Consider the following 21,657-nt stretch of genomic DNA (forward strand, 5'->3'; position numbering starts at 1 on the left):
TCATCCGCTCCAGGAACTCGAACGCCTCGCCGGACCGCGGATGGAACGGATGGACCAACCCCACACGTCCATCGTCATCGCGGGAAACAAGCGCATTCGACGGTGAATGCCAACGCGGCCATGGAGAGCTTCTTCGCGCTGCTGCAGAAGAACGTCCTGGACCGCCGTACCTGGGCCACCCGTCAGGAGCTGCGGATCGCGATCGTCACCTGGATCGAGCGCACCTACCACCGACGCAGGCGTCAGAGACGCCTGGCCCGATTGACCCCCGTCGAGTACGAGACAATCATGACCCCAGCCGCAGCCCTGGCTGCATAAACCCCGATGTCACTCAACCCTGCAGCAGTCCCGTTAGTGACATCACACGCTACCGAATTCGCGTTACATACGTAACCATCTTGAGGAGATGGGTTGTGCTCGTGACGCATCAGGATCACAAGGGGTCTGCCGGCAAGCGGGCCACCCTCAAGGCCGCCAGATGCCGCAAGGTCTTCGTGAGCAAGAAGTCCGGTTCGCCGACTGCGACCCGGCCGGCGGGGCCAGGCGATGGTGGTCACTGCGGCTCCTGCAGCCCGCGCCCCACACTGGATCCGGATGATCCTCACCGATCCCGAATCGCCGTCAGCGCGTACGAGTAGGAGCGCCGTTCCGTGGCCAAGCCGCCCACCCGGTCCATCCCCAGCTCCGTCAAGGCCGTCGTCCTCCACGACTCTCCCACGTGCTGCTTCTGCAGACCTCTTTCAAGGGCGAGGACTGCTACGTCCTTCCCGGCGGTGCGCAGCGCCACGGCGAGGATACGAGCCGCGCCCTCAGCCGCCACGTCTACTTTCAGACCGGCCTGGGCATCTTCGCCAGGCGATTCCTGTGGCTGCGCGAGTACATAGGCCCGGAGGAGGCGGGGCTCGTCATCAAGTCGGGTACCCACAGCATCGAAATGATCTTTAGGTGCTCGGTTGACGCACCCCTCGTCGGCCTCCTTGACGACCCCATCGATTACGCGGCGGGGATCCCGGAGTGGGTGGAACTGAAGCGTGTCCCGGAGATCAACCTGCTGCCGCGGTCACTGCGGAACCCCATTGCTGCGCTCGCTTCCGCTGAGCCTGCGACCGGCTACCTCGGAGACATCGTGCGTTGACCGATGGCCGCGATGCGGGCCTGACACCTTCCTACGCCACCTACTCCGGAGCCGTAAGGTCCGCCAGTCCGGTATCACGCATGATGCGGTCGATGGTCTCGGCCAGAGTGCTGTCGGCACCAATGACCGTCTCCATAGCGCGGGGCAGCAGGTCATGTTCCCGGTACCAGGAACGTAGCTGCGCCTCGCTGATGTGCGCGAGATCGGGCTTGGTGGCGTGGCGGGCCACGGTTTCCGCGAAAGGCATGTCCAGGTAGTAGCCGTGGCTCACGCCACGGTGGTCAGCGCGTAGTTGGGCCAGTATGTCGCTGTAGTGTTCGGCGTAGAGGACGCCCTCAATCACCGCGTGATAGCCCGCGGTGAGGGCGTAGCGGGCGACGACGTCGATCAGGCCGATGTTCGCCGCCCCGGGCCGGTCGTTCTCGCACAAAACCACACAGCGAAGGTTGTCCTGGCTGACCAAGGCCAGTCCGTGCCCGAACCTCTCACGCATGCCGGCCGCGACGCTCGATTTTCCCGAGCCGCTATTGCCTCGCACGATCACCAGCCGTGTCTCTTCGGTGCCCACCATCACCCGCGTCACGCTACGCGAGCAGCGATGTCTGCGGATGCCGGCGACGCCACTGCAGGCACGGATCCTTCTGCATGCGAAGCGGCCCGTGCCGGTTCTGCGGGTTCGAGTGCCGTCGGTGCACTCCTTCGGGCTCGGCTGGATCATGTTCGGAAACAACGAACGTCCACGACATCCATGCCAGCGGCCTTGGCCGCTCGCACGCCTTCGGCCGAGTCTTCGTAGACCAGGCAGCGGGAGGGTGCGACGGCGAGGCGGGCCGCAGTGAGGAGGAACAGCCCGGGGTCCGGTTTACCCCGAGGGGCGTCTTCACCGGTGATGACGTCGGTGAACAGAGGGCGTAGGCCGGTGGCGTCGAGGCCGGCGTGGACGGCCCGGCGTGCACCGCCCGAGGCGATGGCCAGGGGCAGGAGGCCGCGCAGGGTCTCGGCAAGCTGGACCACCGGCTGGTAGGTCTGCAGTTCGGCGATCTCGTCGAGGATCAGGTCGAGACACTGGGCGACAACCTCGTCGATCGGCACGTGGGTCCCCGTGGCGGCGGCCAGTTTGCTGATCAGCTCTGCACCGGAGGTCCCGATCCTGGACGTGTAGAACGACTCGTTGAGAGTGAGACCCCAGCTGGCGCAGGCGCGGGAGAGGCCGCGGAAGTTGAGGGGATGGCTGTTGACGAGCGTTCCGTCCCAGTCGAAGAGCACCGCGTCGTAGCGGTCCGGGTCCGGAGGATTCCCGTGGTCGCAGGTACCGGGTGCCTGGCAGCTGGAGTCGGGTGGTGAAGCGGCGCCGAGCGGGTCGCGTTCGTGCGGTGAGGTGGACGAGAGATGGCCGGCCGGGGGGCCGATGTAGGGGTGACGTGCCTGCATGGGGCCTCGCTGTCGTCGTCAGGTGGCTTTCGTGATCAGGTCTCGCGCGTGGCGCTGGGCAGCTACGGGGTCGGGCGGGGTGGCGGTGACCGCTGACATGAGACGTCCCAGCAGGTGAACGGAGCGGTAGGCGGCCAAGGTCTCCTCTGAGTGCGGGATGCCGTGGTCGGCAAGGAGTCGGCTCAGCTGGACCGGATGGACGGCGAAGGCATGAGCGGCCCGGGCGTAGTCGAGGCTCGGATGCCCGTAGATCGCCAGCTCCCAGTCGAGGCCCGCGGTACCAGCTGGCCCGAACAGGAAGTTCCCGGGCTCCGGATCGTTGTGCAGGAGGCGGGGCGCGTCCGGCTCGGGCGGGGGCGCACTCGCCAGTGCCTCGGCTGTGGCGGCGGCTTCGTGGAATCCGTGGCGGGCGAGCGCGGCCTGATAGGAGACGAGCCGCTCGCGGAGGTAGTCACCCCAGCTTGCGGCCACCGGGTCGCAGAGACGGCCGAAGCCGGGGCCGGTGATCTGGTGGACATGATGCAGGTAGGGGATGACCCGCCGCAGGGCCTCCTCGCCACTGCCTGGCGCCGTGCCGTGCAGACGTCGCAGGATCAGCAGTCGGCGGCCCCGGACGGAACCGCCGGCGAAGACAGACGGGGCTCGTATGCCGGCCTCGGAAAGCCTGTGCAGAGCTGCCCTTTCGGTGTGCGCGCGCCAGGGTTCGCGGTAGACCTTGGCCACGGCGCCGGGCAGGCGGAGAAGCCGGTTGCTCGGGGGAATCACCGTGGCGCTCATCGGCTTGAAGCGGGGCTGCTGAAGGCCGCGCGCACGGTCTCGGCGACGGCGGCGTACGGGGCACGGGTGCCAAAGCGCAGGCTGACAGCCGGCCGACCGGCGAGGGCGTCGACAACACGGGCTCCGTTGCGCGCAAGGTCGTCGGGGCTGCTCGTCCGGATGCCGAGCCAGTCGCTGACGTAGATGTTGTCGCCCGGCGACATGCACTGAGCACCCAGCAGCTCCCGGGCCGACTCTGGGCGCATGGCCTGCAGATGTAGCTCCTGGGAGCCCTGGATGACCTCCGGAAAGACGACGAGATCCACGGTTGAGGTCGTGGCCAATGGAGTGCCGGTGCGCTCATGCCATTCGGAGGGGAGGATGTGCAGTTTGTTGGAGCCGCGGAAGTTCTGCCAGTCGGAGTTCATCGTGGGCTGGGGGCGCGTGAGGTCCCACTGCTCGGCGCTCGCGTATCCGAGTGCTTGCAGGGTGCCGCCGTTGAGCCGGATCGGGCCGGGCATGGCGACAGCCTGCGGAGCCGCACCTGAGCAAGCGGCAATCATGGTCCGGTCGTTGGAAAGGAAGGAGCCCTTCGCAGTCGCGGCCAGCGCGAGCGCGAGCGTGGACTTGCCGGCGCCGGAGTCGCCGACGACCAGGATGCCGCGGCCGTCCATGGTGGCGGCCGAGGCGTGCAGGCACACCCAGCCGTCGTCCTCGGCCCGCCGGTAGCCGATCTCCCGCAGATGCCGGGCGGCGTTCATCGTGGCGTCGGTGTCGTCGCAGGTGATGACGGTGAAGCTGCCGGGGTGGCGGACGATGAGCTGCGGCGCGATCCCGGCATCGGGATCGGTCAGGAGTACCGGGCCGCCGGGCATCTGGTGCCATGTTGCCGGGGCACCGACGTGCATCAGTGCAGGGCGTGGTGCTCCAGTGCCCCGTGAACGGACACGCTCGGCAAGGGCCGAGACGTGAGCACGGTGCAGGGCGAGACAGCGCATCGTCGCGGTGACGCCGGTGGCTGCGGCGTCGGGGCGTACGACGTTCCACAGGTTGCTGGGCGGCGTGAACAGGCGCTGTACGTAGGTCGTTGCGGTGCTGGTAGATGCGAGCACCGAGATCGTGAAACCGCTGAGCTCGACGGTGATCTTCTCGGTGCACCACATATCGAGGGAGGCCGCATGGGTGTTGCCGGCGAGGAAGGCGTCGAGCATGGGTACGACCTGATCAGCGGCGGGCATCGGCATCTCCGGCTGCGAGGAAGTGTTCAATCTTGCTCTGGCCGCTGCGGGCGTGCGGGATGTGGTGAGCCGTCAGGACGGCGGCGACGGTGTCGGCGGTCTGGGCCACGGACTGCCGTATCTGGGAGGCGGTCGCGGTGACGGGGGCGGCGGTGAAGCAGGCCCCGTACTCGATCTCGACCTGCTGCAGGGTTCCGGGGTGCGGAGCGAGGGTGGTGGTGTCGACGGTGACGGTGGACCAGTAGCCGTCCGTGTCGGCGGGCGAGGGCAGGTCCCAAGTGGCGCGCCGGAGCAGGCCGGCATGAATGAGGCGTGGGTGGCCGAGGACTTCCGCGACCTGGGCCAGGGCCTCGTCACGGGTGGCGGCGGGGCGGATGGTTTTGTGGAGCCGGCCGTTCTTGAGGACTTTGGCCTTGGCCTACCAGGTTCCGTCGGAACGGGGTGTGAGGGCGGCGTATTCGCGCCGTCCGGTACCGGGCGGCAGATAGATGTCCGAGCGCAGGATGCGCCGGTGGATGGTGGGGCCGCTGACCGGCACACCGGAAGCGGGCAGGTGATCGCGCAGCAGACGGGCAACCGCGGCGGGATTGGCCGGGACGGTGAGGGTGATCTTCTCCTCGGCCTCCGGACCCTGTCCGGAGCGCTGCCCGGGGCGGGGCAGCGGGAAGTTCACCGCAGCACGCTCATCGGCAATCCGGCAGGCCCACGCCGTGAGATCTCCGGACGCGTCGGCGGCCACGGTGGTGCGGTGGAAGGCTGCCAGGACGACGGCGTCCGGACGCCATCCCACGGTGACGAAGAAGACGGCCTCACCGGTGGATTCGTCGGCATGGCAGGCCCATAAGGGGACGCGGACCACCCCGGGGGCGGCCTCCTTCGGCCGGCCGCCGCCTGGCCCGTGCCACCGCTGACGGCGCAGGGTCGGCCCGTCAAGCACGAGAGCGGGGCCGGACACGGGGACGCTGAGATGGGCGAAAGCAACGCCGGGGTCGGTCGGCGAGTCGGTGGTGGCCGCGACGAGAAGCACGAGTGGTCCCCCTTCGGATGGGCTACGGCCGGGTGAGGATCGCGCGCCATACCGAGCGCTGCCCCGGGTCTCCCGGGCTGAGGTACTGCACGGCTTCCCCGCTCGGGACGAGTCCTGCGGCATGGATGAAGCAGAGCAGGTCCTCGGGGGAAAGGAGCGTCATGTACTGGCCGTTCGGCAACGCGTACCGGTCGTCGCCGTGGGGAGTGAGGCACGGGTCGAGGTGATGGGCGGTGAAGAGGTTCAGCGACAGCGTTCCGCCGGGGAGAAGGACCCGGTGCAGTTCGCGCAGCGCCGTGGCGAGAGCGTCACGGTGGTGGAGGTTGTGCAGGACGCCGTGGCACACGACGAGGGACGCCCGCCGGTCGCCCAGAGGGAGGCGGGTGACGTCGGCTTCGGCGAAGGCGGTCCGGGGTCCGGCGTGGCGGCGGGCCGCTTCCAGCATGCCGGGGTGCAGGTCGACCGCGAGGACCCGGTAGCCCGCGGCGGCCAGGGCGGGCACGTTCCGACCGGCACCGCAGCCCGCGTCGAGCGCGAGGGCGGCGTCGGGCACCGGGGCGGTGAGCAGATCCGCGAGGTAGGGCGGCGTGGGCAGCTCGGCGAAAGCGGCGACCGTGGCGCGGTCGTTCCAGTAGGTGCCGGTGGGTGCCGATCCAGTCTCGGTCACTGTTCCTCCTGGCCGTGGAGGGTGTAGCCGCTGTTCCACGGCCGGCAGCGCACGGTCCGCAGCCCCGCGTCGGCGAACGCCTGCTCGCACCGTTCGGGCGTGCGGGTGAGGGCGGCGAAGGTGGGACCGACGGAGGACAGGGTGAGGACCTCGGCGAGGTGCTCGGTGAAGATGTGCTCGACCTTCTCGCCGGTGGCCATCAACTCGGAATGGGAGAAGGCGCAGTTGGCGAGGCTCCCCATCCGGAAGCGATAGTCGAACAGCAGGCTGCCGAGCGGACCGAGGTCCCCGTCGAGCAGGGCGGGCCAGGCATCGTGCAGGAGCCGGTAGGCGATCTCCGGGCCGTACGTGCGGCCGGTGGCGGTGAAGGCGTCGAAGTGGCGTGCCTCGGCGGCGAGGCTGTCGCGGGCGTCCCAGATCACCGGGTTGTGGGGCATGCCGAGCACGATGCGCATGTCCTCGGGCAGGACGGCCTGCAGCAGCGGCACGTGCGCGCCGGCGATCACCTGGACCGCGCCGGGTATGAGCCCGGCCGTTGCGGATCCGCCCAGACACTGGACCGGCAGAAGGTGAGCGTCGTCGTGGTCGATCTCCTCACCGTGGTTGAGTGCCAGGAACTTTACGAGTCGGCGGGCAGGGACGGGATGACCGTAGAGCTCGTTGACGGCCGCGGCCACGGCGGCGATCTGCCCGCTGCTCGAGCCGAGTCCGAGGTGCGCCGGCAGGTCCGGGGCGCTCACCCGTACCCGCAGCCGCTCTCGGGCGCCGAGTGCCGTGCGCATCAGCAGCGCGGCGTGCCGGGCCAGGACCGGGTGGTCGCAGTCGGGGGTGGTCTGGACGGCGGGTCCGTCGCCGACGATCTCGACATCGACGCGGCGCATGAGGTCGCAGGCGAAGAGGAGTTCGCCCGCGAGGTAGGCGCCCTGACTGGGAACGATCTTGCTGGAGTCCAGGGCCATGGCGTTGATGCGGCTGGGGTAGTCCAGGCGTACGTGATCCGCAACCGGCTGTGGCGGGTGGTTGGGCCTGGGGTCGAGTGCGAGCGGGGAGCGTGGGGCGCCGAGCGGGAAGGGCGGAAAGTCGCTGTCGATGGAGGTGCTCATACGGGGCTCCCGGGGCTGAGAAGGGCGCGAGCGCTTTCGGTGACGTCGAGCAGGCGGTCGAGGGCGCTGGTGGTATAGCCGCCGCTGCCGAGGGCCCCTTCGGTCCGGACGGCCATGTTGTCCCGTGCGAGTTGGCGGTGAGGCAGCCGAAAGCGCAGCAGGTCATCGATGAGCAGGGCGACGGCCCCCCCGCAGGTGCGGGTGGTGGCGGGCGAGGCGGGCAAGACCCGGAGTCCGGCGAGCTGCGTCGACCATGGCACGGTGGTGCGGCGGCAGGTAGAGGACGTTGTCGGTGAGGTACTGCTCGTACCAGGCGGCGAGGTTTCCGGTGGCGGCCTGGCTGAGGATCATCACGTCGAGGACGAGCAGGGGCATCTGGGCGCCGCCCGGCGCGTAGTAGGTGGTCCCGTCGATGTCCAGGGGCGGGTAGTACGGACGCAGGAGACCGGTGAAGTACTCCGGTGTCAGCGTGCGTTTGACCGTCAGCAGATGTGCGGCGAAGGCTCGCAGCCGCTCGTGGACGGTCGCGGCGAGCTCGTCGGCCGCTTCCTGGTTGGCCGCCTCGGGTATGCCCGCGCAGTGCCGGATCGCGTCGTCGAGGGCGTGGCTGGCGTCGGTGACCTCGTCGATGAAGACGTGCTCGCCCGGGGTGTCGGTGAAGGAGCGCCTTCGGGGACCACGGGGGTTGCGGGTCGCGTAGGAGTACACGGTCTCCCGGGGGACCTCGTCGGCTGTGGCGCCCAGGTGGAGCATGGCCGCTTCAACGGCGGGCGGCGGGATCTGGCAGCCGGTGTGGCGGGCGAGGGAGGCGGTGATCATGCCCAGGTCCCGTAACGCCGCCCGGGCGGGGGCGACGTCACGGATCGAGGCGGCGTGCCGGGAGAGGATCTCGGCTCGGGTGTGCAGCCACCTGGTGTCGGCCGCGATGTTGGCCTGGGGCAAGGCCCTCATCACCGCGTCGGCGCCGAGCGGGTCGAGCGTGGCCGTGATCGAGTCGAGGTCGTGGGTGAGCGTCATAAGTCCTCTCCCAGCTCCCGGGGCCAGATCCCCGGGCGCGGTCATTCGATGGGCAGGTCGTCCCGGTAGGACCACACGCGGCCGGCGCTGAGGCTGTCGAGGTAGTCCAGCAGGGGTTCGATCTCGGGTCGGGTCGCGGTAGAGGACGCCAGGACGGCCTTGGCCTCGGTCAGCGGCAGCAGGACCGCGCCGGTCACTTTGCCGTCCGGGTCGTGCACCGCGATCTCGCCGTCCCACTCGGTGCAGTCGAAGGTCAACACCACGGTGGAGGGGTACTTCTCGGTCGTGGTGTTGACCAGGTAGGCCAGCGGGCCCACCGCCCTCAGGTTCAGGCCGGTCTCTTCCTTGACCTCGCGGACCAGGGCCTCGGTAAGGAGTTCGCCGCGCTCGACGCCGCCGCCGGGGACGGACCACATCTCCTTGCCGTCGCGCTGTTCCTGCACGAGGACGATGTGGTCGTCGCGGCGCAGCAGTGCGGCGACGACCTGGACACCGGGCCCGGTGACCGCTGCGGGAGCCGGAACGGCAGTGGTGGCGGTGTCGTTGGCGGTCATGTTCGCTCCAGTTCGGTTCGCAGGGCCGCGGTGCACCCGGGGAGCTGGGTGGGGTCACGGCCGTGCCAGTACAGGAAGTACGACAGGGTGATGACCAGGCGGTGGAAGGCGAGGCGCTGCTCGAGCAACGGGTCGGCCACTTGCCCGCGTTGGTGCCAGTAGGCGTCCAGCATCTGTTGCCGGTCGTGGGCGGATGGCAGGCACCAGCGGTCGGGTTTGACGAAGTCGCTGGCGTATTCCGCTGTGGTGGCGTGGTCGAAGTCGAGCAGGGCGATCTTGCCGCCGGGACGGATGAGGATGTTATCCGGGTGGATGTCCTGATGGGTATTCACGCACTCGTGGTCGCCGAGTGTTTCGGCCAGACGCAGACCGCGCTGGCGGGCTGCCTCGGCGAGCGCGGTGGGAATCAGCTGGTGCCAGCGCAGGCCGTCCAGGAGGTCGGCGAGCTGGCGGGCACGGGAAGCCGGTGTCGCCATGAGAGGACGTGGTGGCTGGATGGAGTGCAGCAGGGCGATCTGGCGTCCGAGCCGCGGCCACAGGTCCGCCGTGATGGCGTTGTCCTGGCGGGCTTCGGCGAAGGTGCGGCCATCCAGCCATTCCTGGAGCAGGAAGGGGCCAAGGTCAGGGTCGGCGCCCACGCGCAGGACCTGCGGGACCGCGACGCCGCCCGCCCTCGCGGCGCTCATGGCCGCGGCCATCTGACGCAGATGGGCTTCGCCCTCACGGTCGTTGAGCTTGAGGAGATAGGCGCGGTCGGAGTCGGCAAGGTGCCAGCAGGTGTTGAAGCGGCCCTGGGGCAAGGGCCGGGCGCTGAGGGTTTTGGCGCCGGGCAGGAGACGGCGGAGGGCCGTGCGGTCGAGCGTGGCTGTGGTCATCGGAGGGCTCCCGCGATGACGAGGCTGGCGGGCAGTCCGTCGCGCATGAACACCTCGTGGACGTTCTCGGCGAAGTCGATGACCTGCTCGACGCCGAGCTGGTCCGGGTCGCGAACGTCCAGGCGGGGCAGTGCGCCGTGCAGTCGGCGGCCGAGGCCCCAGGGCGCGGCGAGTTCGATGGCGTCGGTCCTGGGTTCGGACAGCGCGGTGAGCGCCAGGTGCAGGCCGCTGTCGCTGACCCTGCCGTCCACGGTGCACAGTCCCGCGGTCGCGGAGCGTGCCGCCAGTACGGTGCCGATGCTGGTGGGGGCGAGAAGTTCCGCCAGGTAGGCGGTGCCGGTCCAGGTCCGGCCGGCCTCGATTTCCAGCTCGGTGTCGAAGAACCGGTTCGGGAAGCGCCGGAACTGCTCGCGCCGAAGGTGCCGGCGGCGCGGCAGCAGCACATCGGCGTTGTGACGGGCCATCTGGACGACGGGGGCGGCGGCGCCGTCGGTGCGGCGCACCCTGATCTCGGCCGAGGTGTCGATGGAGAAGGAGTAGTCGTCGCTGTGGGGGCGGAGGAATCCCGCCGCGTCCTTGCCGATCTTGGCGGTGATGGCGTCGGGGAAGATCTGCAGCTCGTCGGCTCCGGTCTCGCCCAGGGCCTTGTACTCGGCGGAGCGGAAGGTGCCGTCCGCCTCGAAGTTCAGCAGGACACGTAGGGAGCCCGGCAGCAGCATCGTGGCGTGGATCGCGCCGACCAGGGACAACTGCTGCTGGTGGAGGTCGAGGACTTCGAGGAAATAGCCCTCGGTGCGCACCCCCATCAGCTCATTGGCGAAGGGATTCTTCAGGTCGGGAGCGTAGATCCACAGGTCGCCGCCGGCCCGCGCCTCGCCCCAGCGGATGTCCTGCATCTGCTCGCCGGGGGCGCGCCGGTGGGCGAAGGTGTGGAAGGAGTAGCCCGGCACCTGCGGGTCACGACGTCCTTCGGGGTGGACGACGAAGTGACGGAAGCAGTCGGTGTGGGTGCGGGTGTCCGCGACCACCTCGGAGGTGATGCTCCGCGCGCTGCCGCGGTCGTCGGAAGCCGTCGCGCGGGCTTGGGCGGTGGCATCGGCCAGGTGCCCGGCGAGCGCGGTGATCTGGGCATCGGTCAGGGAGGCGGAGGCGTAGAAGTGGTAGAAGAGGCGGGTCCCGCCGCCGTGCGGGTCCGGGAGGCTGAGGGGGACGAGGCGGTAGCGGTCGCACAATTCCGTCGGCAGCCGTCCGCCGGGGTGGCTGAAGGCGGCGGAGAGAACGGGCGCGTGCGGGGCGGGCATCAGCAGGGCGTCTGGGTCGGCGGCCCGTACGGCGGCGGTGAGCTGGTCGCGGTGTTCGAGGCAGCGGGTGGTCAGGGCGGTGTAGCCGGTACGGCCCAGCGTGTGCAGCGTGGCCCACAGGGCTGCTGCGGTGGCGCCGGGGCGGGAGCCCAGCACGGTCTCGTCGGGGATCCGGGTGTGCGGGTCGATGCGGGTGACGTGTTCGAGTAGTCCCTTGCGCACGAGCAGGGCCCCGCACGCGTACGGCATGAGACCGGCCTTGTGGGGATCGACGGCCATGGAGTGCACGCCGGGGCTGCGGAAGTCGAAGGGCAGGTCGGGGGCGGTGAAGGGGAAGACGAATCCGCCGTGGGCGGCATCGACGTGCAGGAAGCATCCTGCCTGTCCGGGGTGCTGGAAGGCGAGGTCGCGCAGGTCGGCGGCGATCTCGTCGACGGGGTCGGCGAAGCCGCTGTTGTAGTAGCCGGCGGTGGCCACCACGATGATGCCGGTGATCCCGGCCGTGATCGCCTCCTGGGCGGCGTGGCGGACCTGCTCGCGGGTCAGGGTCCAGGTGGGCCCGGCAGGCAGGCGTACCAGGTCGAGGTCGAGGATCTCGGCGGCCTTGCCGACCGAGGCGTGGCACAGGTCGGAGGTGATCACGCGGACTTGGTGGCCGTCGGCGCGCAGCAGGTTGCGGGCGATCCGCAGGGCGGCGAGGGTTGCTTCGCTGGCGCCGCCGGTGAGGTGTCCGTCGAGGGCGCCGCCGCGATAGAGGCCGGCGAGGGATGCCAGGGCTTCCTTCTCCAGCCGCCTGGTGCCCGCCTTGCCCTCCCCGAAGCGGGTGTGGGTGCCGACGTTGTTGGTGTTGAGCGCAGACCAGTCGCCCAGGACACGTACCGCCTCCGGATGCGGGGCGGCCATCGCGAAGCCGAGCCGGGTCTGCTCGGGGTCGTCCCACGCCGGTATCTCGCGCCGGGCCTGTTCGAGGTGCTCGTCGATCGATGCGCGATTCCAGCCGGTTTCGGGGAACGCGGTGGGCACGGACCAGCCGATGTCCAGATCACCCATGAACGGTGCCTCCTCGGGTTTCGGGGGCGATCTCGCCCAGGTGCTCGGTCTTGGTGAACCTCATTTCCCGGCCGGTCAGTTGGGCGGCACTCGCGCGCACGCCCAGCAGCCACGGACCCAGCGCGCTCACCGCGGGCTGCAGCATGTAGGTGGCGATGGCCGCAGCGGGGGGCGGCTGCCGCCAGGTCCCGCCGGCGGGGCTGGCCGCTCGGAAGTCGTCGAGGACGCGTCCGCGCAGCCGGTAGGCCACCACCGGCTCGATCAGGCCCGCTGCCAGAGCGGCGGCCACCAGCGGCCCGTACCGCCGCCTCACCGCCAGGTGGACGGCGGCGGCGCCCAATCACCGCCGGTCCCAGCGCCCAGGCCGCACCATCGGCCAGGGCACGGGCCGCCAGGAGCCGCTGCCCGGCAGCCGAGAGACGGGTGGGGTGCGCTTTGGCGAAGCGGTAGTCGTGGCGGGTCGCGGCGTTCGCGAAGGCCACGCTGCTGAACGCCCGCGCCATCGCCCCCACGCTCTGGTACGGCTCGACGATGTTGACCGAGGGCAGCACCGCGATCGGCTCGCCGGCCATGCTCAGGCGGTGACCGACCGCGAGGTCATCGTGCGGTTCCTGGAAGAACCCGATGTCCTCGATCTTGTCGCGGCGCACGATGAGCCCGGAGCCCACCCCGTAGACCATCGGGCGCGCGAGCGCGGCCAGCAGCCCAGGGCGCCTGCCGGGAGCACACCAGCGGGCCACTCGGATACGGCGGTACTCGATGCCCAGGGTGCGGCGGAACGCGGCAAGATCCTGTCCGGACATCACCGCCGAGCGTCGCCCGCTGCTACTGCCGGGGAAGGCGGGCAGCATCGGCTGCTGGATCATCGCGGGCTGCCCCTTCGCGGCGCGGGCGAACTGGGAGGCAAGCCGGGCATCGGGGACCGCGTCGGCGTCGAACACCGCAACGTAGTCCCCGGCGTGCGGGGACAGCTTGTCCAACGCCGCCACGGCGTAGTTGAGCTGGGAGGCCCGGCGGCCCTGCCCCGGGTAGGACACGACGGAGAAGACCTCCCTGCCGAGCCTGGTGTTGTGCTGGTCAGCCAGGTTCCGGCACACGTCGTCGGTGGTGAGCCGGCCGCTGGGCGTCTCAGTGGCCTCGCGTGCCGCGGTGACGACCAGGACGCGCAACGTCGGCCACCGGGCGGCGAGCGCGGCGAAGTGCTCCAGCGAGCGGGGCATCACTTCCTGCTCCCGCAGCGCCGGAATGATCACCGTCAGGCCCGGCGTCTCCTCGGGAAGGTCCTCCTCGGCACAGTCGGCCTGGTCGCGCAGGGACCGGTAGGACAGGGCCAGGGAGGCCGTCATGTACAGGGCCCTGGCGGTGTAGGCGGCGGCGAGCAGCCGGCTGGCGCGGATCACGCTCTCTCCTGTTCGACGAGGCCCAGTTCGGCCAGGCACTGTTCGGCGTCCTCGAAGTAGCGGGGGCGGGCTTGGGCACGGCGGGCCAGGATGCGGGACCGCGCGGCGGAGGCTGTCCATCCGCGCGAGCGCAGAATCGTGTACGCGGCGGCCGGGGAGCGGTTCACTCCGGCCGCGCAGTGGACGTACAGCCGGGCGTTCTCCTCGCGTGCCGCCCGTTCGGCGAAGGCCAGGCAGGCGGAGTACCAGTCGGTGCCGCGCGAGGCGCCGTCGTCCTCGGTGGGCGCCGAACACCACACCAGGTGGGGGCAGATGGCCGCGGGCGGTGGCACCGGGCGCGGGGTCCGGCAGTCCAGGACGTGCGTGACGCCCAGGTCGAGGAGCTCGTCCACGGCGCGTGTGCTGTCGGGCGCGGCGCCGAGCAGGAGCCAGCTCGTGACCGGATGGGCGTCGAGGCGCAGTTCAGCGCCCATGAACCGCCTCCCGGGCAGCCGCCGGGCGGGGAACCGTGTAGATCCGCTCGGCGGTGCCGTGGACGAGCCGCCGGGCGATGTCCTGGCCCATGGTGACGGCGTGGTCCATGTTGCCGATCTCGTAGCGCCAGGTGCCGAAGCGTCCCCGCGAGTAGATCTCGTGGCTCTCCAGCCAGGGCTGGATGCGCGCGAGGGCCGTGTCCCGGCCGGTGGTCGGGACCGGGTAGGCGTACGGGATCAGTTCCAGGTGGCCGCTGACGCGCTGGGCGCCGTCGGGAACCAGACCGCAGCGCCGCAGAGCCGTGTCGCACTCCTCGACCAGGGCGGCCTCGTCGAGGAGGGTTCCGGCGGGCAGCGACGTCTCGGTCATCCAGGCCGAGTACCGGCTCGGGTCGGAGCGAGGGACATTGGCCGGTGCGTACCGGGAGAAGTTCGTCGCCCGGTAGAACGGCGCCTCACGGCCAGGAAAGTACAGCCACGAACGCCGGTCGGTGGTCGGTGACTTGTAGCCGAGACCAACCATGGCCACGGTGGTGTGCTTCAGGGCCGTGGCGGCCTGGCGTACGTGCGCGGGTGCCCCGGCCGTCATCGCGACGAGCTGGTCGAGCGCGCCGGTGGCCACCAGGCTCCCGTAGGAGAGGATGCTGCCGTCAGAGGTCAGCAGGGTTTTCGCCGCCTCATCGATGCGCAGGACGGCCTGCCCCGTCCGGACATCGCCGCGCAGGCGGGAGGCCAGCCGCTTCCAGATCGCGCCCGTGCCGCCCGACGCCGGGAAGGCGAACTGTGCGTTGGGGCCCCACCGGCTCGTTGACGGCCAACATCTCTTCGCAGCAACCCAGTACAGATCGGCCCCGCCCGGTGGTGAGAGACCGGTACGGGGCCTTGATCCTCAACCCTGCTGAGAAGGGCAAGGACCCATGCGTAAGGCTATCGACCGCGCGGGCGCGGCCGACGGGAAGTCGGCGATACCCGCCGGGCCGATCGAGTCGGCCCCGTGGTCGGCACTGTCCGGTGAGACCGAGTACCGCGCCGCGCTCGCCGAGGCATTCGAGGGCATCGAGTTGGGCGCCTACGACCGCCGCATCATCGAATGGCTTGCCGGTTGGGATTCCCCGACCGTCGCGACGCTCGCGTCACTGGTGATCCGGGCACGCAAGGCGGGGGGTGTCCGATGACCAGCGCCGCACTGCTTGAACGCGCGACGGAAACCGCGCTGACCGCCGGGACCGTGGCCGATCGCCCGTTGCGCGCGGTGATCTACGCACGGGTGTCGAGCGACCCGCACAACCGAGGGAAGTCCGTCGCCGACCAGGTCACCGAGTGCAAGCGCGAGTGCGCGCACCGGGGCTGGCAGCTCGTCGAGATCTTCGACGGGGACAACGACCGCAGCGCCTCGCGATACGCAACCAAGGAACGCAAGGACTACGCGCGGCTCGTCGAGTTCCTGCGCGCCGGGAAAGCCGACGTTCTCATGACGTGGGAGTCGTCGCGGGCACAGCGTGACCTAGAGGCGTACCTCAAGCTGCGCGAGATCGCCGAGGGTAACGGCGTGCAGTGGTGCTACAAGGGCCGCTTGTACGACCTGTCGCGCACCGACGACCGGTTCACCACCGGCCTTGACGCCCTGCTCGACGAGCGGGAATCGGGCATCACCCGTGACCGCGTGCTCCGGGGCAAGAAGTCCAGCGCCGCCAAGGGGCGCCCCAACGGCCGGATGCTCTACGGCTACGCACGCGAATACGACCCGCGTACCGGCGAGTTCGTGAAGTCGGTGATCCGGGAGGATCAGGCCGCCGTCGTGCACGAGGCGGTGCGCCGTCTCGCGGCGGGTGAAGCCCTCGGGCCGCTGAGCCGGGAGTTCAACCGGCGCGGTCTGCGCACCAATACCGGCGGCGCGTGGCGCAATGACAACCTGCGCGCCATGGCCATCAATCCCGGGTACATCGGCAAGCGGGTGCGGCACGGTGTCGTCATCGGGGATGCCGAATGGCCCGCGATCCACACGGCCCCCGAGGAACGGCAGGCGTACTACACATGTGTACGGCGCCTGACCGATCCGGCGCGGACGACGTGGCGCCCGGGTGGCCTGCGGCACCTGTCGAGCGGCATTCCCGACTGCGGAGTCTGCGGCGGCAAGCTCTACGCCTCGCACTGGTCCAAGAAGAAGACCGGCCAGAGCGAGGGACGCATGGGCTACGAATGCCGAGGGACGGACACACACCCCGGGCACTGCGTAGCGGTCACCAAAGACATTCTCGACCGGCACCTGTCGGCCCTGGTCATCGAGCGGTTGTCACGCCCGGACGCCGCCGAACTGCTCGCCGAGGATGACCAGCAGGCCGAGCACATCGCCGCGTTGCTCGCCGAGGCCGCCGCCAAGCGCGCCACCCTCGACGAGACCGCCGACAAGGTCGCCAAGGGCGAAATGACCGTGACCATGGCCGCCCGGATCGAGGCACAGCTACTGCCCGAGGTCGAAGCCCTCGAACGGCAGGCGGAGGAAGCCAGCACGGCGCCCGTGCTGCGCGGCCTCATCCGGTCCGATGCGGCCGACATCTGGCCAACCCTGCCTCTCACTCAGCAACGCGAGGTGATCAAGGCACTCATGGACGTGACCGTACTGCCGAGACTCACGGCCAAGGACCCCGAGTTTCAGGCTGCAAAACAGAAGCGGACAGAACTCGGCAAGCGTCTGCGCGCGATGCGGCTCGGCCACGGCTCACGGGGTATGCGTGCCTGTCAGCTCGCCGAGCTGACAGGCTGGCCGGTCTACAAGGTGACCAACGCCGAGAGCGCCCGGGGCCTCATCACCGCCGACGAGGTGCGCCTGTGGTGCCGCCTGTGCGACACGGAATCCGAGGCTGACGAACTGGCCGCCCTCGTTCCCGCCGACACCGTCAAGCGACTACGATCCGGCGCCCGTATCCGGATCACCTGGAAACACGACCTGTAGCCACTCCCCATACACGCACGCCGAACGGCCACGAACCCGCCCCGGTTCGTGGCCGTTTCGCGTGCCCGGACGCATGGAGGTACCACCTCATGAACGACACCACACCGACCGGAGAAACGGCCCGCACCGATGCCTACGCCGCCGAGATCCGGGCGTTGGTGGACGCCGCGCCGCCGCTGAGCGTGCGGCAGCGCGAGCGGCTGCGTCTCGTCTTCAAATCCCGTCCCCTGACCGCCGACAGCGACGCGAGACCGGGACGCGCACAGTCGGGCGAAGCAGCGTGACCCCGGCCCCGCCCGAGGCGGTCGCCACGGACCCGGTAGCCCTCTGGGCATCCGCCCAAGCAACCGCGCTCGGCACGGGCGACGCGCCCGCCTACGGCACCCCGGCTTGGTCCGCGCTGCCCGCCGCCGACCCGCGCCGCACGGTCGCGATCCTCACCGCCGCCGAGCAGTGGCGCCGCCATACCGCCCGCGAGGCATGGCTCGACCACCTCGCCGACACCGACCCCGACGAGTGGTTCCGCATCGTCACCGTCGACGCGAACGCCCACGCCCGCACCATCGCGGGCGGCCTCGCCCGCCGGCCGACCGTCGCCGAACTGGACGCCCGGCGCCGCGCCTCGCCCGCCCAGGCCCGCCCCGTGACCGCTACGCCCAGGTGGCCGCCCGTCGCGATTCCCGGACGGCCCGGATGGGTCCGCACCCTCACCCCCGACGGGCGACAGCTCGACCGCCCCCGCAACCACCCCCAGGAGCCCCCGCGTGACCTCGCACCACCCCACTACCTCCGCCCCGCCGGGAGGGCCGCCGCCGCTTGATCCGGCGGTACGGATGCTCACCGCCCCGCCCCCGTACGACGCCGAGGTAAGCCCGTGGCCCGAGCCTGCACCGCCCGCGCCCCTGCCGGTACCGGAACGTCACCGGGGGCACCTGCGGATGGCGGAACGGTTCGTCGCCGAGCACACCGACCACCTGCGCCACGTGCACGGCATCGGATGGCACCAGTGGGACGGGGCACGGTGGGCCGTAGACGAGCAGCGCGCCGACGTTCAGGCCGCGGTCACCACGATCAAGACCGCACTCGGCGAACTCGACCGCCTCGACGGCCCCGAGCGCACCGCCCTGTTCAAGGACATACGCAAGTCGGAGTCCGCCACCGGCATTGACGGCATGGTGCGTATCGCGTCCGCGCTCCCGCCGATCTCCACCGCCTCGAAAGCCCTCGACGCCGACCCGTACCTGTTCAACACCCCGACAGGCACGGTGAACCTGCGCACCGGCAGCGTGCGCGCCAACGACCGCGCCGACCTGCTGACCAAGGTGGCCGGCGGGCACCTCGCCGCCGAGGGCTCGACCGAATGGCGGGCGTTCCTCGCGCGCATCCTGCCCGATCAGGAGGTACGCCGTTTCGTTCAACGCCTGTTCGGCTACGCCATGTTCGGCAAGGTCACCGAACACGTGATGCCGATCTTCACCGGAACCGGAGCCAACGGCAAAGGCACCCTTCGCGATGCGGTCATGGCGGCATTCGGCGACTACGCGATCGAGGTCGACCCGGCCCTGTTGATGGAGTCCAAGCACGAGCGGCACGGCGCGTTCAAGATGCGGCTACGCGGCGCGCGCCTCGCGTTCTGCTCGGAGACCGAGAAGGGCCGCCGCTTCGCCGAGGCCACCATGAAACGACTCGTCGGCGGAGACCCGATCGAGGCCAACCTCATGCACCGCAACCCAATCACCTTCGACCCGTCACACACCCTGGTCATGCTGACCAACTTCCTGCCCGCCGTCTCCGGCGACGACCCCGCCGTATGGCGGCGCATCCTGGTCGTCCCGTTCGACGTGACCATCCCCGAGCACGAGCGCGACCCCGGCTTGCCCGACCGGCTGCGCGCTGCCGCGCCTTCTGTACTCGCATGGGCACACGAGGGATGGCGCGACTACCAGGCCCAAGGACTGAACCCGCCCGAGGCCGTACGCGTCCGCACCGCCGCCTACCAGGCAGCCAGTGACGTACTGGCCCGCTTCCTCGACGAACGCGCCCTGATTACCCCGCACGGCGCCGTCAAGGCCCGAGACCTGTTCACCGCGTGGTCACGATGGTGCGCGGAAAACGGCGAGCAGCCCGGCAGCGAGGTCACGTTCGCCGAGTCGATGACCAAGCGCGGACACGAGAAGAAAAAGCGCAGCGCCGGACAGTTCTACCTCGGTCTCATGCTCGCCGGAACCGACGACGACCCCCCGTGACCTGCCCGAGTGCAGGGTTATGCCGGGTTTTCCGAAACTCCCTTACGCGGGTGAGTACAGGGATTAACGGGAAACCCACCCCAACCCTGCACCCCCATCCGTGACCAGCGAAAACGCTCCCGCCCGGCGCGGTTGCCCCGCCCTGTACCGCCCACAGCGGCCGTGCCGCACTTCACCCACCGCCGTCCCCGCACGACGCCGAACACCCCACACTCCGCCAGATGTCCGCGCGCGCCCGGCCGTGGCCTCGCGCGCGCGCGTAGAAATGGAGCCCTGCCCCGTGGCCAAGACTAGCCGCCCCGCCGCCGTCGTCGCCCTCGCCCGCGGCGCCACGTCCGAGGAAGCCGCCCGCGAGTCCGGCGTGTCCGGCCGCACCATCCGCCGATGGATGGAAGACCCCGACTTTCAGATAGAGGTACGCGACACCCGCACCGAGATCCTGTCGAGCGCCGTCGGCCAACTCGCCGCCGGAGCCGCCGAAGCCGTCACCACACTGCGCGCGGCACTGCGCGACACGGACGGCCGCAACCGCGTGCAGGCCGCCCGGACGCTGCTCGACGCTTGCCTGTCGCTGCGGGAATCCCTCGACCTCGAACAGCGCCTCGCCGCCCTCGAAGCCGCTGAGAACGACAAGCAGGGCCGCCGATGACACGCCGCCCTACCCCCCTCGCCCGCCGCCTGCTCGCCGTCGAGCAGAAACGCGACAGCCGGCGCCTCATGCACGCCCACCGGCTCACGGACGGCCGCACCGTGAGCCTGTCCACCCTCGACGTACTCGACGCCCTACAGGAAGGGTTCGCGCTGCACGGCGAGCACGTCACCGAGGAGCCGCCGGGCATCGTCCGCACGCTGGCCCTGCTCGACCCGGACGCCGACACGTCGATGATGGGGCGCACCGTCCGCAGTGTTGCCGCCGAGTGGTGCGCCGCCTACGACGAACACCGCCCCGTGGCGCTCTATGACGACGACACTGAGGGGGCCGACGGGTGAGCCGCCACCGCGCCGACGCCGAGCACCTGACGCGCCCGGATGGGTCGGTGATCGTGCCCGCCACGGTCGCGGGCGAGGTGCTGCGCGCCCTGGTCCGCGATCTCACGGCCCGTGTGCGCGCCGACGGAGGCGAACTGTCCCCCAGGGTCCGCGCAGTGCTGTACGCGCTGCACACGGCCGCACAGCACGCCGACACGTTCGATTCCGTCACCGCGCCGTTCGATTCCACCGCCGCTACCGGAACCGTGCCCCGCCCGTCGGGCACGGTGTGCGTGGCCGAGGCCGCCGCCCTCATGGGCTGCACACCCCGCCACGTCCGCGCCCTGATCGCCGACGGCCGCCTGTCCGCCGAGCGCGTCGGGGCGCGCGTGTGGGCGATCGATGCCGACGCTCTCGACCACTACCGGCACCACCGCACAGGAGGCACCGCCCAATGACCACCGCCACGACCAGGACCACCGACCGGCCCGAGGCCGCGCCCGCAGTCGAGCAGGCCGAGCAGGAAGCGGCCGAGGCCGAGCAGTTGCTCGCCGCACTGGAGGAACGCGTACGCGACGGAGACGAACACGTCACAGCGCAGCAGCTCGCCGACGCACGCGAGTTGGGCCGGTTCGCCAAGCTGCGCGCCGAAGCCGCCCGCCGCAAGGCCGAGCGCGCCGCCGCCAAGGAAGCCGAGCGGCAGCGTGCCGACCGCCTCGCCCAGGCCGCCGCCATGGCCGCGCCCGGCGGACCCCTCGACGCCGACACCCTCGCCGCCACGTACGCGACCGCACGCGACGCGGTGCGCGCGTTCGTCACCGCATCCGAGGCGTACAACGCCGCCATCGGCGAGGCCGCGCGACTGCTCGCCGCCGCCGACGTGCCCGACAGCAGCGGAGGCGAACATCCCGCGCCCGGCGCCATGGCCCGTTGGGGCACGCGCACGCTCCGCCTCGCCGACGGAACCGCGCTCAACGCCACTGGAACGGGTCTGCGCCTCGCCGTCCTGCTCGACGACCTCGACCGCGAATCCGGCGGCATCCCAACCGGCGACTTCCAACCGCCGTTCGCCCGTACGCCGCTCACCGAGCAGGCCGCCCGCGGACGCGACGCGAGCCCGAACCTTCCCGCACTCGCCGAGCAGCAGGCAGGGGGCGCCAAGTGATCGGACGCGAGCACATCACCGACGACAACCGCCACCAGGCCGAGCCCGCCCCGCGCCGTCGCGCCGAGCCGAGCGGCTACGTATCGCCCGCCTACCGCCGATGGGCCGAGCAGGTCGAGCAGGCCGCCCGCCCGCCGGCCGACACCTTCACCATGCCGACCACCCCGGCGGAGTTGGACGCCATGAGCTACGCCGACCGCGTGCGCGTCCACACCACCGACCGCGCCCTGTACGACCGCCTCACCGGCCGCACCCCCGCATGACGAGCCACAGCGCCACCCGCCCCGCCCGCCGACA

At 70.6% G+C, this 21,657-nt stretch carries 26 protein-coding genes and 2 pseudogenes; 12 read left to right on the plus strand and 16 right to left on the minus strand.

Features of this window, described 5'->3' with window-relative positions; genetic code table 11:
* Window positions 1–111: 111 nt before the first annotated feature.
* Window positions 112–318 (plus strand): annotated as a pseudogene (locus QCN29_RS32135) (IS3 family transposase); the annotation flags it as partial.
* A 400-nt stretch (window positions 319–718) separates the two neighbouring features.
* On the plus strand, window positions 719–1,135 hold the full coding sequence (locus tag QCN29_RS32140) for an NUDIX hydrolase (protein WP_279932572.1): 417 nt from the start codon (window positions 719–721) through the stop codon (window positions 1,133–1,135).
* A 40-nt stretch (window positions 1,136–1,175) separates the two neighbouring features.
* On the opposite strand, the gene QCN29_RS32145 is transcribed toward QCN29_RS32140, so the two are convergent.
* The 16 genes and pseudogenes from QCN29_RS32145 to QCN29_RS32215 form a co-directional block, all read right to left on the minus strand.
* The gene (locus QCN29_RS32145; RefSeq protein WP_279932623.1) at window positions 1,176–1,706 is read right to left on the minus strand and encodes a P-loop NTPase family protein; all 531 of its coding nucleotides are present in this window, start codon (window positions 1,704–1,706) and stop codon (window positions 1,176–1,178) included.
* A gap of 143 nt (window positions 1,707–1,849) precedes the next feature.
* Window positions 1,850–2,566, minus strand: coding sequence for an HAD family hydrolase (locus QCN29_RS32150; protein WP_279932573.1), 717 nt, complete (start codon window positions 2,564–2,566; stop codon window positions 1,850–1,852).
* Window positions 2,567–2,584: 18 nt separating this feature from the next.
* A complete protein-coding gene (locus QCN29_RS32155; protein ID WP_279932574.1) occupies window positions 2,585–3,343 on the minus strand; it encodes a phosphotransferase in 759 nt (252 codons plus the stop codon).
* The gene (locus QCN29_RS32160) at window positions 3,340–4,560 is read right to left on the minus strand and encodes a hypothetical protein (RefSeq protein WP_279932575.1); all 1,221 of its coding nucleotides are present in this window, start codon (window positions 4,558–4,560) and stop codon (window positions 3,340–3,342) included. Before QCN29_RS32160 ends, QCN29_RS32155 begins: the two co-directional genes overlap by 4 nt.
* Window positions 4,547–4,669 carry a hypothetical protein gene (locus QCN29_RS32165; protein WP_279932576.1) on the minus strand — a complete coding sequence of 41 codons (123 nt, stop codon included), beginning with the start codon at window positions 4,667–4,669 and terminating at the stop codon, window positions 4,547–4,549. The genes QCN29_RS32160 and QCN29_RS32165 overlap by 14 nt, the downstream gene beginning before the upstream one ends.
* A 309-nt stretch (window positions 4,670–4,978) precedes the next feature.
* A complete protein-coding gene (locus tag QCN29_RS32170; RefSeq protein ID WP_279932577.1) occupies window positions 4,979–5,587 on the minus strand; it encodes a hypothetical protein in 609 nt (202 codons plus the stop codon).
* Between the two features lie 22 nt (window positions 5,588–5,609).
* Window positions 5,610–6,254 carry a class I SAM-dependent methyltransferase gene (locus tag QCN29_RS32175; protein WP_279932579.1) on the minus strand — a complete coding sequence of 215 codons (645 nt, stop codon included), beginning with the start codon at window positions 6,252–6,254 and terminating at the stop codon, window positions 5,610–5,612.
* Window positions 6,251–7,357, minus strand: coding sequence for a GHMP family kinase ATP-binding protein (locus QCN29_RS32180; protein ID WP_279932580.1), 1,107 nt, complete (start codon window positions 7,355–7,357; stop codon window positions 6,251–6,253). The genes QCN29_RS32175 and QCN29_RS32180 overlap by 4 nt, the downstream gene beginning before the upstream one ends.
* Before the next feature lie 162 nt (window positions 7,358–7,519).
* Window positions 7,520–8,374, minus strand: coding sequence for a monodechloroaminopyrrolnitrin synthase PrnB family protein (locus tag QCN29_RS32185; protein WP_279932581.1), 855 nt, complete (start codon window positions 8,372–8,374; stop codon window positions 7,520–7,522).
* Window positions 8,375–8,415: 41 nt separating this feature from the next.
* The gene (locus tag QCN29_RS32190; protein WP_279932583.1) at window positions 8,416–8,928 is read right to left on the minus strand and encodes an NUDIX hydrolase; all 513 of its coding nucleotides are present in this window, start codon (window positions 8,926–8,928) and stop codon (window positions 8,416–8,418) included.
* The gene (locus tag QCN29_RS32195; protein ID WP_279932584.1) at window positions 8,925–9,803 is read right to left on the minus strand and encodes a phosphotransferase family protein; all 879 of its coding nucleotides are present in this window, start codon (window positions 9,801–9,803) and stop codon (window positions 8,925–8,927) included. Before QCN29_RS32195 ends, QCN29_RS32190 begins: the two co-directional genes overlap by 4 nt.
* Complete coding sequence (locus tag QCN29_RS32200) at window positions 9,800–12,154, minus strand: pyridoxal phosphate-dependent decarboxylase family protein (protein WP_279932585.1); 2,355 nt, start codon at window positions 12,152–12,154, stop codon at window positions 9,800–9,802. The genes QCN29_RS32195 and QCN29_RS32200 overlap by 4 nt, the downstream gene beginning before the upstream one ends.
* Entirely contained in the window at window positions 12,147–12,494 is a 348-nt protein-coding gene (locus tag QCN29_RS32205; RefSeq protein ID WP_279932586.1) for a hypothetical protein, read from the minus strand. The genes QCN29_RS32200 and QCN29_RS32205 overlap by 8 nt, the downstream gene beginning before the upstream one ends.
* Window positions 12,495–12,702: 208 nt before the next feature.
* Window positions 12,703–13,500 (minus strand): annotated as a pseudogene (locus QCN29_RS37240) (glycosyltransferase); the annotation flags it as partial.
* Window positions 13,501–13,550: 50 nt separating this feature from the next.
* A complete protein-coding gene (locus QCN29_RS32210) occupies window positions 13,551–14,027 on the minus strand; it encodes a dual specificity protein phosphatase family protein (RefSeq protein WP_279932588.1) in 477 nt (158 codons plus the stop codon).
* Window positions 14,017–14,871 (minus strand): FAD-dependent oxidoreductase, encoded by an 855-nt coding sequence (locus QCN29_RS32215; protein ID WP_398860415.1) that lies wholly within the window; start codon window positions 14,869–14,871, stop codon window positions 14,017–14,019. Before QCN29_RS32215 ends, QCN29_RS32210 begins: the two co-directional genes overlap by 11 nt.
* Before the next feature lie 73 nt (window positions 14,872–14,944).
* Between QCN29_RS32215 and QCN29_RS32220 the strand changes: the two genes are divergently transcribed.
* The 10 genes from QCN29_RS32220 to QCN29_RS32265 all read left to right on the plus strand — a co-directional run bounded on the left by QCN29_RS32220 (window position 14,945) and on the right by QCN29_RS32265 (window position 21,623).
* Window positions 14,945–15,202: a hypothetical protein gene (locus QCN29_RS32220; RefSeq protein ID WP_279932590.1), complete on the plus strand. Its 258-nt coding sequence runs from the start codon at window positions 14,945–14,947 to the stop codon at window positions 15,200–15,202.
* On the plus strand, window positions 15,130–16,980 hold the full coding sequence (locus QCN29_RS32225) for a recombinase family protein (protein WP_279932591.1): 1,851 nt from the start codon (window positions 15,130–15,132) through the stop codon (window positions 16,978–16,980). The genes QCN29_RS32220 and QCN29_RS32225 overlap by 73 nt, the downstream gene beginning before the upstream one ends.
* An 89-nt stretch (window positions 16,981–17,069) precedes the next feature.
* Window positions 17,070–17,264, plus strand: a complete 195-nt coding sequence (locus QCN29_RS32230) for a hypothetical protein (protein ID WP_279932592.1) — start codon at window positions 17,070–17,072, stop codon at window positions 17,262–17,264.
* Entirely contained in the window at window positions 17,261–17,800 is a 540-nt protein-coding gene (locus QCN29_RS32235) for a hypothetical protein (protein WP_279932593.1), read from the plus strand. Before QCN29_RS32230 ends, QCN29_RS32235 begins: the two co-directional genes overlap by 4 nt.
* A gap of 118 nt (window positions 17,801–17,918) precedes the next feature.
* Entirely contained in the window at window positions 17,919–19,226 is a 1,308-nt protein-coding gene (locus tag QCN29_RS32240; RefSeq protein ID WP_279932594.1) for a DNA primase family protein, read from the plus strand.
* A gap of 280 nt (window positions 19,227–19,506) precedes the next feature.
* Window positions 19,507–19,875: a hypothetical protein gene (locus QCN29_RS32245; protein ID WP_279932595.1), complete on the plus strand. Its 369-nt coding sequence runs from the start codon at window positions 19,507–19,509 to the stop codon at window positions 19,873–19,875.
* A complete protein-coding gene (locus QCN29_RS32250) occupies window positions 19,872–20,216 on the plus strand; it encodes a hypothetical protein (RefSeq protein ID WP_279932596.1) in 345 nt (114 codons plus the stop codon). The genes QCN29_RS32245 and QCN29_RS32250 overlap by 4 nt, the downstream gene beginning before the upstream one ends.
* Window positions 20,213–20,653, plus strand: coding sequence for an excisionase family DNA-binding protein (locus QCN29_RS32255; RefSeq protein ID WP_279932597.1), 441 nt, complete (start codon window positions 20,213–20,215; stop codon window positions 20,651–20,653). The genes QCN29_RS32250 and QCN29_RS32255 overlap by 4 nt, the downstream gene beginning before the upstream one ends.
* Window positions 20,650–21,360, plus strand: coding sequence for a hypothetical protein (locus QCN29_RS32260; RefSeq protein ID WP_279932599.1), 711 nt, complete (start codon window positions 20,650–20,652; stop codon window positions 21,358–21,360). The genes QCN29_RS32255 and QCN29_RS32260 overlap by 4 nt, the downstream gene beginning before the upstream one ends.
* Window positions 21,357–21,623, plus strand: coding sequence for a hypothetical protein (locus QCN29_RS32265; protein ID WP_279932600.1), 267 nt, complete (start codon window positions 21,357–21,359; stop codon window positions 21,621–21,623). The genes QCN29_RS32260 and QCN29_RS32265 overlap by 4 nt, the downstream gene beginning before the upstream one ends.
* The last annotated feature ends 34 nt before the right edge of the window (window positions 21,624–21,657 follow it).

It is taken from the genome of Streptomyces chengmaiensis (assembly GCF_029846775.1).
Lineage (GTDB): Bacteria > Actinomycetota > Actinomycetes > Streptomycetales > Streptomycetaceae > Streptomyces > Streptomyces chengmaiensis.

What these genes read in the sequence shown, in the direction of transcription:
- QCN29_RS32180 (WP_279932580.1), bottom strand. Translation starts at nt 7,357, where the DNA reads ATGAGCACCTCCATCGACAGCGACTTTCCGCCCTTCCCGCTCGGCGCC.
- QCN29_RS32155 (WP_279932574.1), bottom strand. Translation starts at nt 3,343, where the DNA reads ATGAGCGCCACGGTGATTCCCCCGAGCAACCGGCTTCTCCGCCTGCCC.
- QCN29_RS32210 (WP_279932588.1), bottom strand. Translation starts at nt 14,027, where the DNA reads ATGGGCGCTGAACTGCGCCTCGACGCCCATCCGGTCACGAGCTGGCTC.
- QCN29_RS32240 (WP_279932594.1), top strand. Translation starts at nt 17,919, where the DNA reads ATGGCGGAACGGTTCGTCGCCGAGCACACCGACCACCTGCGCCACGTG.
- QCN29_RS32160 (WP_279932575.1), bottom strand. Translation starts at nt 4,560, where the DNA reads ATGCCCGCCGCTGATCAGGTCGTACCCATGCTCGACGCCTTCCTCGCC.
- QCN29_RS32250 (WP_279932596.1), top strand. Translation starts at nt 19,872, where the DNA reads ATGACACGCCGCCCTACCCCCCTCGCCCGCCGCCTGCTCGCCGTCGAG.
- QCN29_RS32260 (WP_279932599.1), top strand. Translation starts at nt 20,650, where the DNA reads ATGACCACCGCCACGACCAGGACCACCGACCGGCCCGAGGCCGCGCCC.
- QCN29_RS32200 (WP_279932585.1), bottom strand. Translation starts at nt 12,154, where the DNA reads ATGGGTGATCTGGACATCGGCTGGTCCGTGCCCACCGCGTTCCCCGAA.
- QCN29_RS32190 (WP_279932583.1), bottom strand. Translation starts at nt 8,928, where the DNA reads ATGACCGCCAACGACACCGCCACCACTGCCGTTCCGGCTCCCGCAGCG.
- QCN29_RS32220 (WP_279932590.1), top strand. Translation starts at nt 14,945, where the DNA reads ATGCGTAAGGCTATCGACCGCGCGGGCGCGGCCGACGGGAAGTCGGCG.
- QCN29_RS32230 (WP_279932592.1), top strand. Translation starts at nt 17,070, where the DNA reads ATGAACGACACCACACCGACCGGAGAAACGGCCCGCACCGATGCCTAC.
- QCN29_RS32145 (WP_279932623.1), bottom strand. Translation starts at nt 1,706, where the DNA reads ATGGTGGGCACCGAAGAGACACGGCTGGTGATCGTGCGAGGCAATAGC.
- QCN29_RS32150 (WP_279932573.1), bottom strand. Translation starts at nt 2,566, where the DNA reads ATGCAGGCACGTCACCCCTACATCGGCCCCCCGGCCGGCCATCTCTCG.
- QCN29_RS32185 (WP_279932581.1), bottom strand. Translation starts at nt 8,374, where the DNA reads ATGACGCTCACCCACGACCTCGACTCGATCACGGCCACGCTCGACCCG.
- QCN29_RS32195 (WP_279932584.1), bottom strand. Translation starts at nt 9,803, where the DNA reads ATGACCACAGCCACGCTCGACCGCACGGCCCTCCGCCGTCTCCTGCCC.